The sequence below is a fragment of the Mucilaginibacter rivuli genome (assembly GCF_019391655.1).
GTDB classification, from domain to species: domain Bacteria; phylum Bacteroidota; class Bacteroidia; order Sphingobacteriales; family Sphingobacteriaceae; genus Mucilaginibacter; species Mucilaginibacter rivuli.
Genome location: NZ_JAHXPQ010000002.1, coordinates 477776 through 493119, shown reverse-complemented (window position 1 = coordinate 493119; position 15344 = coordinate 477776). Strand labels below are relative to the sequence as shown.

At 40.2% G+C, this 15344-nt stretch carries 8 protein-coding genes; 1 reads left to right on the top strand and 7 read right to left on the bottom strand.

Annotation, left to right across the window (positions count from 1 at the left end; genetic code table 11):
- Positions 1 to 12: 12 nt before the first annotated feature.
- The 4 genes from KXQ82_RS05910 to KXQ82_RS05895 form a co-directional block, all read right to left on the bottom strand.
- The gene (locus tag KXQ82_RS05910) at positions 13 to 3402 is read right to left on the bottom strand and encodes a SusC/RagA family TonB-linked outer membrane protein (RefSeq protein WP_219487233.1); all 3390 of its coding nucleotides are present in this window, start codon (positions 3400 to 3402) and stop codon (positions 13 to 15) included.
- Between the two features lie 266 nt (positions 3403 to 3668).
- Positions 3669 to 4739, bottom strand: coding sequence for a FecR family protein (locus KXQ82_RS05905; protein ID WP_219487232.1), 1071 nt, complete (start codon positions 4737 to 4739; stop codon positions 3669 to 3671).
- 101 nt (positions 4740 to 4840) lie between these two features.
- Positions 4841 to 5407: an RNA polymerase sigma factor gene (locus tag KXQ82_RS05900; RefSeq protein ID WP_219487231.1), complete on the bottom strand. Its 567-nt coding sequence runs from the start codon at positions 5405 to 5407 to the stop codon at positions 4841 to 4843.
- Positions 5408 to 5614: 207 nt separating this feature from the next.
- A complete protein-coding gene (locus KXQ82_RS05895; RefSeq protein ID WP_219487230.1) occupies positions 5615 to 6457 on the bottom strand; it encodes a glycoside hydrolase family protein in 843 nt (280 codons plus the stop codon).
- A gap of 333 nt (positions 6458 to 6790) precedes the next feature.
- Here KXQ82_RS05895 and KXQ82_RS05890 point away from each other — a divergent pair, with 333 nt between their 5' ends.
- Complete coding sequence (locus KXQ82_RS05890) at positions 6791 to 8329, top strand: hypothetical protein (protein ID WP_219487229.1); 1539 nt, start codon at positions 6791 to 6793, stop codon at positions 8327 to 8329.
- 100 nt (positions 8330 to 8429) lie between these two features.
- On the opposite strand, the gene KXQ82_RS05885 is transcribed toward KXQ82_RS05890, so the two are convergent.
- The 3 genes from KXQ82_RS05885 to KXQ82_RS05875 all read right to left on the bottom strand — a co-directional run bounded on the left by KXQ82_RS05885 (position 8430) and on the right by KXQ82_RS05875 (position 15341).
- Positions 8430 to 9308, bottom strand: coding sequence for an AraC family transcriptional regulator (locus tag KXQ82_RS05885; RefSeq protein WP_219487228.1), 879 nt, complete (start codon positions 9306 to 9308; stop codon positions 8430 to 8432).
- Between the two features lie 203 nt (positions 9309 to 9511).
- Complete coding sequence (locus KXQ82_RS05880; protein ID WP_219487227.1) at positions 9512 to 13621, bottom strand: hybrid sensor histidine kinase/response regulator transcription factor; 4110 nt, start codon at positions 13619 to 13621, stop codon at positions 9512 to 9514.
- A 160-nt stretch (positions 13622 to 13781) separates the two neighbouring features.
- Positions 13782 to 15341 carry a putative Ig domain-containing protein gene (locus KXQ82_RS05875; RefSeq protein ID WP_219487226.1) on the bottom strand — a complete coding sequence of 520 codons (1560 nt, stop codon included), beginning with the start codon at positions 15339 to 15341 and terminating at the stop codon, positions 13782 to 13784.
- Positions 15342 to 15344: the final 3 nt, after the last annotated feature.

Below are 15344 nucleotides of genomic sequence, written 5' to 3'. Positions count from 1 at the left end.
TTAATTAACGATTTACAATCCAACCTTTAAGCCGAACACGATACTCCTATAGCTGTAAGAAGTAGGTGCCGGGTTGGCAGTACTGCTTGACGGATAAGTTGATGTGTAAGGAACAGTTTCCGGATCGTACCTGTCATATTTACTAAACAAGAACGGGTTAACGGCATTAACAGACAAGCTCAGGTTACTGATGCTAAACCTCTTTAATAAAGCAGCCGGAACGTGGTATGTTAACTGTATGCTTTTTACTTTTACAAACGATCCGTCCCTAAAGCTTATAGCCTGCCAGTAAAGCGGTATATCGCTTAAAGTATTGGGCTGCTGGTAATCATTAGATGGGTTGGTTGGTGTCCAGTAATTTACTTTTACAGATTCATAACGGCCAACCAATCCTGGTCTGATATCGCGCAACAACGAACCCTGGCTGATATATATGAATGTAGATAGATCAAACCCTTTGTAAGATATTGTATTACTGATACCCGCGGTCCATTTAGGATTTGGAGAGCCCAGGTTAACCTTATCGGCCGATGTAATAACCGTATCACCATTTATATCATCAACACGGATACGTCCGGGCTGAAAATTAGGGTCGGTTTTATTACTGGTTTTTTTCCAAAAGTAATCATACAATATACCACCCGGTTGGGTATCGCTATATTGAAAAATACCATGGCCCTGGTAATCATTATAGTTTTTAACCGGCTGACCTAAAAACCATTGGTTACCAATATCATCAACACCATTGGCGGTTAAATAAGTGATCTGTTCTTTATTTGCAGAAAAGGTAATACTGGTAGTCCATTTAAAACCCTTAGGCTTGGTTATGTTAACCGTGTTAACAGATATTTCGATACCCTTATTTTGTACTTCGCCAAGGTTAACGTAGTAACTGCTGTAGCCTGATGCCGAAGGAATGGCTGCTTTTTGGATCTCGTTTGAGTTGGATTGATAAACATCAATTGAACCTGCAATCCTCCCTTTTAAAAAGCTATAATCCAAAGCTATATTTTTTGTGGTTGTTTTTTCCCAGCTTAAATCAGGCAATGGTAAGTTTTGGGGTGCATAACCCGGTGCAGGATTGGCACCAAAATTATACTGAGTTGGGGTTGAGTTTAACGGACCGCGTGTTAAATATGGTGGAATGCCGGATTGGCCTACCGAACCTATGCCACCACGCAGTTTCAATTCATCAATAAAACTCAGGTTTTTCATAAATGGTTCCTGGTCTATTTTCCATGCTACAGAAACGGAAGGGAACGCCTGGCCTGCCTTATCTTCGGCAAAAACCGACGATTGATCCAAACGGTAACCTAACGTTACAACGTACCTGCTATCATAAGAATAGCTTAACCTGCCTAAATATCCAACTAACTGGCGTTGTGAAAATGGAAGTACACCTGTTGGTAATGCCAAAGAGTTGATAGTACCTAGGGTATTGTTTGCTAAAGAATACCATTTTTGGCTTTCATAAGATAAATTGTTGGCACCAACTTTAGCTACCTCTACCCTATCCTTTTGCAATTCCTGAACTGCTGTAGCACTAATGGTATGCTTTTTTATAGTTTTTGTGTAGCTTAATTGATTTTGCAATGTCCAAACAAAGCCGTAAGTTGTTTGATAAGTAGCACTTGCCGGATTTCCCGAACTCGCACTTGAAATAGCGCCATTAAAGGTTCCCTGCCGCGTGTCGTTCATATCCGCGCCAAAGGCGATCCTGTAATTCAAGCCTTTTAAAACATTAACTTGTGCATATATGTTAGCTAATAAACGATTCGTTTTTATTTCATTCAATACAGCATTCCGATCGTTAAGAGGATTAACAACATTGCCATCATTACCCGGGAATAATATAAAGTTTCCGTTTGCATCGTACGGCTGCGATAACGGGAACTGTCCGCTTGCTCCTGCGTATTCGTCAGGGCCAACATTTTGCACGGCGTTATTGTAGTTAATGTTTGCACCAATATCAATAATTTCATTTGGCTTAAAGTTATTATTTGTGCTGAACGAATAACGGGTATAATCCTGCCCGTACTCAATACCCTTTTGATTAAAAAACCCGGCAGACAATGTACTCCTGAATTTTTCTGAACCACCTGATAACGACAGGTTATGGCTTTGTGTAACACCTGTACGTAAAGCCTGGCTTTGCCAATCGTAGGTAGGTATTTTTGAAGGGTCGTATATAGCAACATTTGTTAAAACAGGGTATCCCAGTTTTGCCATAACAGCTTGCTCCTCGGGGGTTGTGGGCCTGGTTTGTGCTACAAATATTTTGTTGGCCGGATCATATTGTGTAAAGGTATAACCCTGTAAAACCGATTGCCAAAGGCTTGGGTCGCCATTAAAAAGTAAATAATCAGCCAGCGGATCGGGGTAGTAAAATTTATTTGCAGCTACACCGTTGTTGTACACACCCGAACCGATAAATGCATCGCGCCTGAACTGGGCAAACTCGGCACCATTATATATACTGAGTTTTCTAAGTATATTATCAAATGAAGTGCTTCCGCTGTAATCAATACTCAACTTACCTGATTTTCCTCTTTTAGTAGTGATCTGGATAACACCATTAGCACCACGCGAGCCATATACGGCTGTGGCTGATGCATCTTTCAATACGTCGATAGACTCAATATCTAATGGGTTAATATCATCAATACTGTAAGTGATAGGAATACCATCAACTACATATAAGGGGTTGTTATCGGCTGTTAATGACCGGTTACCCCTGATACGAACCGCAGCACCAGAACCTGGCCTGAATGAGCTTGGCGTTGCTACCAAACCTGCAACCTGGCCTTGTAAAGCGTTGGTTAAATTGGTAGCCGGTACTTCTTTAAGCTTCTCCATGTTAACCGAAGCTATAGCACCCGATACATCTCCTCTCCTTTGTGTACCATACCCAACAACAACTACTTCGTTAAGCGATTTTGAGTTTGGCAACAGGGTAACGTTTACTACAGCTTTGCCATTTACGGCAACTTCCTGTGGTGCAAAACCCAGGTATGTAAAAACAAGGGTTACGTTGGCATCGGGTAAATTTAGTGTGTAGTTACCATAAACATCGGTAGACGTTCCGGTTTGTGCACCTTTCACTTTTACTATAACACCCGGTAAAGGCTCGCCTTTATCGTCAATAACCTTACCTTTAATTTCGGTGTTTTTAATATCGGTGCCAATCGGGGCAATAATAACAAGCCCGTTTTCTAAAACCCTGTATGTTAAGTTGGTATTTAACAGAAAGTTTTGAAGTACATTTAAATAGGGCGTGTTAGTTACCTTCAGTGTGATCTGCTTATCGGTAGGCAACACTTCTTCGCTGTATAGAATGCGGATATCGCTCTTCCTTTCAAGTACAGAAAGCGCTTTCTTAAGATCAACGTTTTTGATATCCATACTCACATTTTGTGAATATGTATTTGCCGACACTCTAAGGCAAAACAAAAAAGTCAAAATAAAAACACATTTGAGCATTAGAAAATATTTTTTGTAGGGGTAAAATAGAGAGCCATTACTATGAAGTTGATTTTTTTTCATAGATTTAAAGGTTTAATTAATTAAACAATCTGTTAATAAGAGGGTATTATACCCGAGCCAAAAGATTACAGATTTCGGCGGGGGGTGTTCGAGCACCTTCCGCTTACTTAATCTTATTTTTAGGATTAGTTGATTTTCACGTCATATTTATCTATTTTAAATGTAAATGGTCTGATTATTTGCATGTATGTTAAAGCCTGTACAAGGGTTTCGTTTTGAAACACACCTGTAAAGTGGTACTTTTTAACCCGGTCATTATTGATCTCGATCTTTACATTATACCAGCGCTCCAGTTCGGGGATAAGCTCTTCCATCGATTCATTTTTAAAAACCAATTTATTATCGACCCAAGATGTTTCTTCAATATATTGCTTGCTGGCAATCTCAACTGGCTTAATATCTTCAATAACCAATTTTCGATGTTGTGCTACAGGTAATATCTCGGCATCGGCAGCAGTAGTAATTTGCGGCTTAGAATATGCCATGGCAAATTTTTCGTTGGGCCTCAAAATAAATTTCTCCTGTAAACTGTCGTTTATAGTGAGTTCTATCATGCCCCGTATTAATGTCGCTTCGGTTTTTTTATCGCCAGGGTATGCTTTTACGTTAAAGGCGGTGCCCAAAACCCTAATCGAAAACTTATCGGTGTGAATAATAAATGGCCTACGCTTGTTTTTAGTAACATCAAAATAGGCCTCCCCAATTAATTTCACCAGCCTGGTTGGGCTGGTATTCATATTGTTATCAAAAGTGATCTTGCTATTTCCGTTTAGCCAAACTTGTGTACCATCGGGCAGGCTGAATTTCTTGCGGATACCTTTGGTAGTTGTAATTTCGGTAAAGAGTGATCCTTGTTGTGATAGGTTTTGTGACTGATAAAAATAAAAAGCTGCAGCTGCTATTAAAAGTATTGTTGCAGCAACTAACATCCTTTGAATAGTGAAAAACCGCAACTTTTGCGATGACCGAACTGTCAGTTCAAAATCCGAACTATACTGATCTTTATGCCTGTTAAAAGCCTCATCAACATCAATACTATCCGCGGGCTTTTGATCCCACAATTGCTTTAAAATTTCCTCATAGTACAGATTGTCCGGATACTGCTCTAATAAAGAGTTTAGCTCTTTTAGCTCATCCCCAGATGCTTCACCGGCCATTTTACGGGCCAGTAATTGCAAAATTCTGTCTTCGTACATAATAAAATAGAGAGATTATTGGCTTATAATTATGTGTAGGACAATGCTGCCGGGGAAATTCCCTATACGAAATGAAAATATTTATTTTAGCGGGGAATATATCAGATGAGGTTATACTCCGCCCTTACGATCAGACAAATCTTCCTTGTGGCTGTAACCATTTGAGCATCAACAGTTTTTATCGATATATTCAATATCTCTGCCACTTCTTTGTAGCTTAAACCATCTTCTTTTATCAGCTTAAAAACGCTTTTACATTTTGGTGGTAATGATTGCACAGCACCTTCTATTTTCTTTTTCAGCTCGCCGTTTATTAATATCTGCTCGGGGGTAAGGTTGTCAAAACTAACATCAAACTCAATATCATCAATAGATATTAACTTTGCCTGGTTATTTTGCTTTAACATATTGAGTGATTTGTTTTTTGCAACAACAAATGCATACACTGTTATATTTTGGATACTTAACAGGTTACCACGGTTACGCCAAATAGTTATCATTACATCGCTGGCAACTTCTTCGGCAAGTTCATTACATTTAAGTATTGAATAGGCAAATCGATTTAACCGCGCAAATAATAATGTAAACAAGCGTTTATATGCCTGTTCACTATTATTTACGGCAATCTCGTTAACAAGATAGTCGATTTCGTGGTTTGCTTGCGCCATAACCGGTTTATAATTGGTGATGCAATGTAACAATATTATTATACAACGTTACCAAATTGTTAACAATTGTTTTATTGACATGTGCTACTTTTTAAACAAAAGCTATTGTAAATAGCTGTATAACAGACTTGTATTTATGCAATTTAATTGCATAAATATTATTTAAAACTCATAGCAACACGTTTACGTGCAACTAAAAACCTGTAGTTAAAAATGTGGGGGTATATACTTTTTCACAGGGTTTACTACTATCCACGATTGGCCTTCGGGGGTTAAACAGGCAGTAAATAAGGCGGTAATTTCACCTTTCTCATTAGGGTAAACAAATGGGCGTTCGCGGCGGCTAAAAGTTTGGGTACTTCCATCATCGTAAGTTACAGTTTTGGTGTACACTGCATCTTTTGATACCGGTTTATAAGTTAGCCCGTCTTTAGAGTAATATTGCGCACCACTTTTTGAGTTGCCGGTTAACTTACCCTTAAAATCACTCAATAAAACATTGTATTGGTTTGATGCCCACCAAATTGTAGGATCTTCAAGCTCATTGTTATCGGGCAATATGTTCAAACCATCGCCCTGCAATGTGTACTTTGCATTAAAGGCAGGTGCTGTATAAACCAAAGCAGCCCTAACATCATTAATAACCTTGCGGCCAAAAACATATATACTACCATCGCTTTTTACCAGCGGTGCAGGGTTTGAACAAGGTATTGCCTCGATATCCATACGGTTCCAGGGGCCTGTTATGGCATTTGCCCAGGCGTAACCTGTTTTATTAGCCGTCGAAATATAATAGAGCACATACTTATCTCCGGCCTCTACTATTTTAGGATTGTGGCAGCGTTCCTTATCCCACATGCCTTCGCGTTTTTGCAGCACCACTTCCCGGAAAGTGTATGGACCATATAAGTTGTCGGACGTAGCGCGCACTACTTCAGAGTAGGTAGTCCAACCGGCCAAACCATATTTTTCGGGCCATCGTGATGCAAACATATGGTACGTATTACCTACTTTAATTACCGATGGGCACCAAAGTATATACCCTTCCATTTTAAATCCTGCATTTTTTACTGCAGGCTGTAGGGCATCTTTTAATAACTGTGCACTTAATGAGCAATTAAAAAATAATGGTAATAAAACACAAAGCAACAACCTGTTTAGTTTACACATGGCATAGTTTAGTTATTGTGTAAAATTACTTGCCTAAGCCTTGTATTATTATTCAATATTTACATCCTATGCATTGTTATTACCATGCAAACAACAGGATAAAATATCCGGTAACATTTTTGATAGGGTTATTTTAGTTGAACAACACGCCAATATGATATAATGATTTAAGCAGTATTATCCATCAATTTAGTGCACCAATAGCATATAAACATGAGGCACAAATTTTTCATTACAACATTTATCCTTGCAGCAATATCTTTAACAGTAGTATCTTTTAAGGCTTATAAAGGTGAGTGGCAATCCAAATTAGTTACTTTAAATACCGATGGTTCCCTCACCTATCACCCCGATGAGCAGGGCAACACCTTGCCCGATTTTAGTCGCGTAGGGTATCGCGAAGGTGATAAAGCAATTCCTGATGTCCCGATAGTTAAAACGGTTAATGCCCCGGCAGATGGCAACGGGCAACAACTTATACAGGATGCTATTAACGAAGTAGCTAAACTTACACCTGATGCGAATGGTTATCGTGGCGCCATCTTACTAAAAAAAGGGGTTTATAAAGTAGCTGACAGCCTGCGCATAAGCACAAGCGGCATAGTATTACGCGGCGAAGGCCAGGAGGCTAAAACAGGCACCACTCTTATTGCCTCGGGAACAGGGCAGCGCACGTTATTAAACATTGGCGGCAAAGGTACCGTTAAAGAAACTGCAGGAACACGGGTAAAAATTACAGATGGTTTTGTGCCTGTTGGCACCAAATCGTTCAATGTAGCGTCGGCAGCAGGTTATGCTGTTGGTGACCGTATTATTGTTTACAGGCCCAGTCCTGAGAATTGGATACACGACCTTAAAATGGATCAGATAGTGGCTCGGCCAGGCACCAAACAATGGCAATCGGGCGAATATGACATGCACTATGAACGCGTGATCACAAAAATTGAAGGCAACAAAATTTACATTGATAACCCCATAGTTATGCAGATGGAAACCAAATACGGTGGCGGTGCTATTTACAAGTACACATTTGCCGGCCGTATAAGCGAAGTTGGTATTGAGAATATCAGATTCGAATCTGACTATGCCAATGACACCGATGAAAACCATGGTTGGATAGCTATTGGAATAAAGAATACCGAGAACGGATGGGTACGCAACGTAGCATCGCGATATTTTGGTTACGCGTGTGTAAGCACCGATGGCGGATCAAGGAACATTACCGTTACAGATTGTAAATGCACGGATGCAAAATCGGTAATTACGGGGGGCAGGCGCTACTCTTTTAATAATACCGGCCAGTTAAACCTGTTTTTAAATTGCCAGGCCGAAGATGGCAGGCACGATTACGTAACCGGCGCAAAGGTTTGCGGGCCAAATGTTTTTTATAACAGTACCGCCAAAAACACCCATGCAGATGCCGGGCCGCATCACCGCTGGGCAACAGGCACATTATATGACAATATTGTTAGCGATGGAGACATTGATATACAAGACCGCGGTAACATGGGTAGCGGCCATGGGTGGAGCGGCGTAACTCAAATATTATGGAACTGCACCGCCGCAAAAGCCGTAGTACAAAAGCCATGGGTAAGTGGCGAAAACTACTGCATTGGCTTACACGGCGGCCGCGATGCGGGACATTTTAAAGATCGTGAGGATGGCTATTGGGAGGGACAGAACAAAAACGGGCTGGTGCTAACATCGCTATATATGGCACAGTTTAAAGCAAGGCATTTATCGCCACAGTAAACTTTATCAAAAAAGCAGCTATAAGATGATCATTTGAATTAAAACAAAGCCCGGTAGAATAACTACCGGGCTTTTTGTATGTGTATTGAGTAGCTTATAATTAAGCCGACTGCCGCATAAACTCACGCTGGTAACAAAGCGGGCTTTTACCGGTTATCTGTTTAAAAAATTTATGGAAGCTGGCAAAATTATTAAACCCGCTTTCATAACACAACTGTTTTATGATCACTTTATTTTCGATGAGGAGTTTGCAGGCATGCCCTACCTTAAGTTCTATCAAAAATTGGGAGTAAGTTTTTTGTGTATGCGATTTAAAGTACCTGCAAAACGAGTTTGGGCTAACGTAAGCTATCGCGGCAATTTCTTCCAGGTGTATCTTGTTCCTGAAGTTAGCTATTGAGTATTCGTAAATAGCGTTAATGCGATCATTATCTGCAGATGTACTTGCATTATGACTAAAGCCAATGGATGATAAAAGCGTTACTTTATTGCAGTTAGCAATTACATTTAAAGCCTCCATTAATAAAATTATTCTTTCAACACCTTCGGCTTGCAACATTCGCTCCATAATGCCGGCAACAACAGCTTTTGTTTTACCGTTTACCATAATACCGCGCTTTGCTTTGTCAAGCACGCTTTTCAACATCTTATTTTCGGGAAGCTGCAAAAATTGATCCCCCCAAAAGTTTTCGCTAAAGTGGGTTACTCTAACATCGGCACTATGTTTAGGATCTTCTTTAAAATACGACTCATCAAAACGCCAGTAGTGCGGCAATTGCGTACCTATAAGTATGATATCGCCGTGTTTAAATTGTTTAATACTGTCGCCTATAAATTGCGTCCCTTCGCCTTTCTTAAAATGTATTAATTCTACCTCGGCATGATAGTGCCATTTGTTGTTAAAATGAGGAACCAAATCCTGGCGCATGCTAAAAGATTGCGCAGGTCCTTTTGAGACTTTGAGTAGTTGTGGTTTCATAATGGTTACGCCCTTGGGGCAATTGGTTTATTAAAAAGATATATAGGATATCTTAAACCAAAGATAGCGCGCAACCTGCCCTGCAAAACCATGTGGTTTACGTAATAATTACCCGATAAATGTGTTTTTTAAATGCCTAAAAGTTGAGATAAATGTGTTTATAATAACGCAAAAAATTGATAATCAGTATTTAAACAATACTTTTATACTTCGTTGGTTTTTGATACCGGATGCTCCTTAGGCGTATATTTAAATTGCTCTTTAAAGCACTTTCTAAAATAATCTACATCCATAAAACCCACCATATAGGCAACCTCGTTTATGGTTAACTGCCCTTGCGCTAATAATTGTGCTGCTCTTTTTATACGAACACTGCGTATAAACTCAACACCGGTTTGGTTAGTAAGCGATTTTATTTTTTTATAGAATGAGCTTTTGCTCATGGCTACCTGCTGGCTTAGTTGCTCTACGCTCAAGTCCGGATCGGTTACATGTTGCTCAATGTATGAAAGTACCTTCGTTAAAAACGCCTCATCCAAATTACTGATCGCAATGTTTTGCGGCTCCAGCTTAATTTCTTTTTGATAGCGTTCCCGTAGCTTTTGCCTGTTTTCTATCAGGTTCCAAACGCGGGCGTCAATCATATTAAAATTAAATGGCTTGGTAATGTAGTCATCCGCGCCGGTTTCAAGGCCCTCCATTTTAAATATTAGCTGCGTGCGGGCAGTAAGCAGTATTACAGGGATATGGCTGGTATCAATATCCGATTTTAATTTGCTGCACAATTCTATCCCGTTAAGGCCCGGCATCATCACATCGCTAATAATAATATCCGGGCTGATCTCTTTTGCAAGCACCCAGCCATCCGAACCGTTAACAGCGCTATAAACCTCAAATTCATCAGCAAAACCTTCTTTTATAAAATTGAGCACATCTTCATTATCTTCCACAATAAGCATGGAAAAACTATCACGACGTTCTTTTTTTAAGATATCAGCCTTTTTTTGTTGCAACTGCGCTTTTACCGAGTGCTCTGTTTGATAGCTTAAAATATCTTCGCTGTCTTTAAAATCACCGGCTATTTCACCTCCTTTTAAGTGCTCTTTACCCAGCGGCAATTTTATAGTAAAGCATGTGTACCCTGCTTTTGATGGTGTTTCTGTACGGCTTTCAACGCTTAATTCGCCATGATGCAGGTCTACCAGCTCTTTCGAGAAAGCAAGCCCAAGGCCGGTACCTTCTATTTTAATATGGTTATCATAGTGATAAAACTGGGTAAATATCTTATCGATATTTTGGGCCGGTACACCGCATCCATTATCTTCAACAGTTATTATTACCTGTTTATCGGCTATCGCTACAGATAAAATTATCTTACCGTAATCGGGAGTAAATTTTATCGCGTTTGATACCAGGTTATACAACACTTTTTCAAGCTTATCCCTATCAAACCACATATTAACCGGTTGTTGTTTGGCAGTAAACCTAAGGCTGATATTTTTAAGTTTAGCAAGGCCATCAAAAGCCAGCGCAATTTCTTTAACAAAGCCAACTATATCGCCTTCGGCAGCCTGCAGTTGCATGTGGCCCGTTTCTAATTTCTTCTTATCCAGCAATTGGTTGATCAATCTGATGAGCCGTTCGCCATTCCGTTGCATCAGCATCAATTGGTTAAGTACCTTGTTATTGCCAACATTCATGGCTATCATCCGCTCAAGCGGTGCCATTATCATGGTTAAAGGTGTTTTAATTTCGTGCGATATATTCACAAAAAAGCTTAACTGCTTTTGGGCAAGTTCCTGGTCTTTACTATGGCTAAGCGATTCGTACTTCAGTTCGTTTTTTAAGCGCTCCGTTTTTATTGAATATACATTGAACAGGTAAAGTAAAAAGATGATGATTGCCAGGTAGCCCGCAAAAGCATACCAGGTTTTGTACCATGGCGGCAGTACAGTTATTTTTAACACACGGGCGTTAGGGTTCCATACACCATCGTTATTGGCAGCTTTTATCTTAAAATAATAAGTACCCGGATCCAGGTTAGTATATGTGGCTATCCGTTGGTTACCTACATAATGCCACTCGTTATCCGAAAAGCCATCGAGTTTAAATGCGAACTGGTTCTTTTCGGGGTTAATATAGTTTAAGGCTGCAAATTTAATACTGAAAAAAGCCTGGCTGTAGCTAAGGGTAATTTCTTCAGTTTCGTCAATTGGTTTTTGCAACGGTGAGCCTTGCTCATCAAAAGGCACAGATCTGTTGAATATCGAAAAATCGGTAAAAACCACATCAGGTTTAACGCTGTTTATTTTAATTTTAACAGGGTTAAACGCTGTTATCCCATTAATGCCGGCAAAAGCCATGTTACCATTACTACCCTCGGTTACGGCGCCGCGTACAAACTGATTGCCTTGTAAGCCATCGGCAATGGTATAATTTTCAATTGCCAGGTCGGCTTTATTAAATGGCGGTTTAAACTTTTTAAAAGCTATGGATGATAATCCTTTATTGGTGCTTACCCATAAACGGCCAAGCTTATCCTCGAGTACACCATGTGTGGTATTGCTGCCTATACCAAAGCCCTCGTTAATAGCATAAAACTTATTTGCCTTAGTATCAAAATACGCTAAACCGCCACCATCAGTACACACCCATAACCGGCCTTTGTGGTCTTTATAAATGTAGTTAACAGTGTTATGATGTAAGCTATAAAGGTTTTGAGGGTTATGTTGGTAACTGCTAACCTGCTGGTTTGAAATGGTTAGCCTTACTACTCCTTTATTTGTTAAGCCCACCCATAAATAATCACCATCTCTCAACAAGGTATTGATGTTGCTGCTTATTGCATTTATATGCTGAAGCGAACCGTTAAACGGCAGATAGTATAAACCGTTAAAGTTTGTACCTATCCAAAGTCCGTTGCCGTCATTTAACAGTGCATAGTTTTGAATAAAACCGGCTTCGGAAGGCTTTTTTAAGATGTTGGTGTTGGTAAATGTACCTGTGCTTTTATTAAATATGCTTAGGCCACCGCTGCCCGTGGCTATCCAAAGCTTATTGGTATCGGGATGTGCTGCTATGGCTTTTATACTGTTACCCAATAACTCACGACTGGGACCATTATATTGATAGTAGATATGGTTATGTTGCAAATTACTATCCACATGGTTAAGGCCGCCATCATCTGTTCCAATCCAAAAGCCTCCACGGGTATCCTTTTCAACAGCATTAACAACGCTGTATGACAGGCTATTGCTTTTACCCGACTTTAAGCCCAGCGAATGAAAATTATCATACTGGCTGTATACGCAATTAAGGCCGCCGTTAAATGTGCCTATCCACACATTACTCCCATGATCTTTAAATATACAGCGGATGGAGTTTTGACTAATAGAATTAGGATCGAAGGTATCATTAACAAACTGGCTTATCTGCCTGGTTTTGGTGTTGATAATATTGAGCCCCTTTTTTGTACCTGTCCAAATTTCGTTGTTTTGACACTCATAAACAGCTCTTACCGTATTACTCAATAAGCCGGTAGCCTGCGTGTAATTATAACAGGTATTGTTGGCTTTGCAATAATAAAACAAGCCTTCTGTTTCGGTACCTATCCAATAATTTTTATGACCATCCTGAATAATGCTCCTAACAATGCTACTATAAACGTTTTTATACGCCTGCATAGGTACCGGTAGCGGCACCAGTGCTTTTTTATTAAGATCGTAAATTTTTAGTGCCTGCCCAGCCCCCATCCACATGTTTTGCTTATCATCAATATACAGGCAGGTAATTTTATCCAGGGGATATATGTTTGATTTTACAACGGCGTAGTCATTCGTTCCACTTTTCTTTTTCAGATAGTATAATCCATTATTGGTTCCAACCCAAAGCACATTATTCTTATCCTGGGCCATACTCAAAATACCATTGCTGCTGCCATTGGCAGAAAGGCTGAAGTGCCTGAATGTTTCTGTATCCGAATCAAAAAGGTTTAAACAATCGGTAGCCCCAACCCATAAATTGCCTGCATTGTCCAGAAATAATTTACTTATCTTGTTACTGCTAATGCTTTTATTATTGTTAACCTGGTTTTTAAACACTTTAAACTCCAGACCGTTAAACCTGCTGAGGCCATCAAAAGTACTCACCCATAAATAGCCCCTTTTATCCTGTAAAACAGAAAGCACCGTGTTTTGTGGCAAGCCATTATCTACATTTATGCTTTTAAAAACCAGGCTGCTTTGGGCATGCAGATGTAACACCTGCAAAAGAAACAGGTGTACAGCAAACCATATAATTAATGCTTTTTTCAAAAAAATTCAGCGTCTTGGTTTATTTAGCGGCAATTGCCCGATACTAAATTACTTCAATTTAATAAAATAACGTAACTATTAACAGCCCGCTTTTATCAGTTAGCATAAATAAAAAAGCACCGCGAATAACCGCAGTGCTACTATGTTAAATGCTATTGCTTTATTTTGCTTTGCGCAGACTTATTAATACTACGCCATGCTGGTTAACATCGGCTTTAAAATTACCCTCAAAAGTGCCCAGGTCTTTTTGGCGCCACAGATCGCGCACTATATATTTACCTTGTATTTTCAGATCGGCCCAGTTTAGTACCACCTCTTGTTTACCGGTATCGCCGGGATTAAACAAACCCACTGCTATCGAACCATCTTCGAGCCCTTTGGCCATCACACCGGCTTCGCCTTGCCTTGATATTACTGTTGCCTGTTTACCCAGCGGATCCTGGTTAAGGGCTAAAACCTCATCATTGCTTAGCAGACTAATGGTAAACTCATCAAGCTTGGTCAAATCATTACCCAGCAACAACGGCACCGACATTAAGCACCATGCGCTAACGTGGGTATATTGCTCATCGGCAGTTAATAAACTTGGATGATAATTTTTACCCCAGCCAACTACGCCTACCACCATCATATCCGGGTCGTTCCAATGGCCCGGTTTTGCATAGGGCTCCCATTTATCCTGCGAAAAAAGCCGGGGTTTTAAACTCTTCCAATTGTCCCTGATATCGCCGCCTGTGCGCCATGCATTAGAAACGGCAGACAATTCGGCAATAGATGCGAACGGCGTACTGTTTGACAGACTTAGAATAATGTCCCTGCCACTGTTATGCAATGCATCAAACATCTTTTTGGTTTCGGGCAATTCATTGGGGCTCCAATCATATTTTAAATAATCTATGTTCCAGGCCAGCCATTGTTTTACATCCTGGTCGGTAAAATCGTACTTACCGATAGCATAGGGCATCATTTTTTTATTGCGGGGAACGTTTTCTTTAACTGCTTCAAACGTACCTTCGGGGTTGTTTGCTGATCCACCTACGTGGTGCCCGTATGATTCGACCCATGGCGTTGAATAAATACCTATCTTCAAACCCATAGCATGTATCTCATCACTGGCTTTTTTAATATCTGGAAATGTTACTGTGTTAGGCTGTATGGCATGCAGAGGGCCGCCACGATCGCCCTGCCAAACATCATCAATGTTCATATAGCTCCAGCCGTGATCTTTTAAACCCGAACTAACCATTGCCCTCGCATTGGCCAATAACAAGTCTTGGGTTACTTTGGTAGCATAAATATTCCAACTGTTCCAGCCCATAGGTGGTGTCAGGGAAACCTCTTCGCCAACCACCAATTTAAAATTTCGCTTATCGGTGCCAGCCTGGTTTTTAGCGTGCATAACAATAGTGTATGTACCCGCTTTGCTGATAGAACCGGATAAAATCCCGGTGTTTTCATCCAGCTTAACGCCTTTTGGCAAGTTATCCGCCGAAAACTTTACAGGTTTTATACCTGTTGCCACAACTGTATATACTATTGGGCGCCCCGGACGCACACCAAATACTTTAGCGCCATTAATATGCGGCTGGGGGCCTGCTTTGGGGGTTAAAATAAACGATGTATTATCAATTGGTGCAGGTGTAGCAACATCTTGTGCTTTTAGTGTAAGTACACTCAGTAATAAAACACACGGAATTAAATTAAAGGTTTTAAAATTCATGGT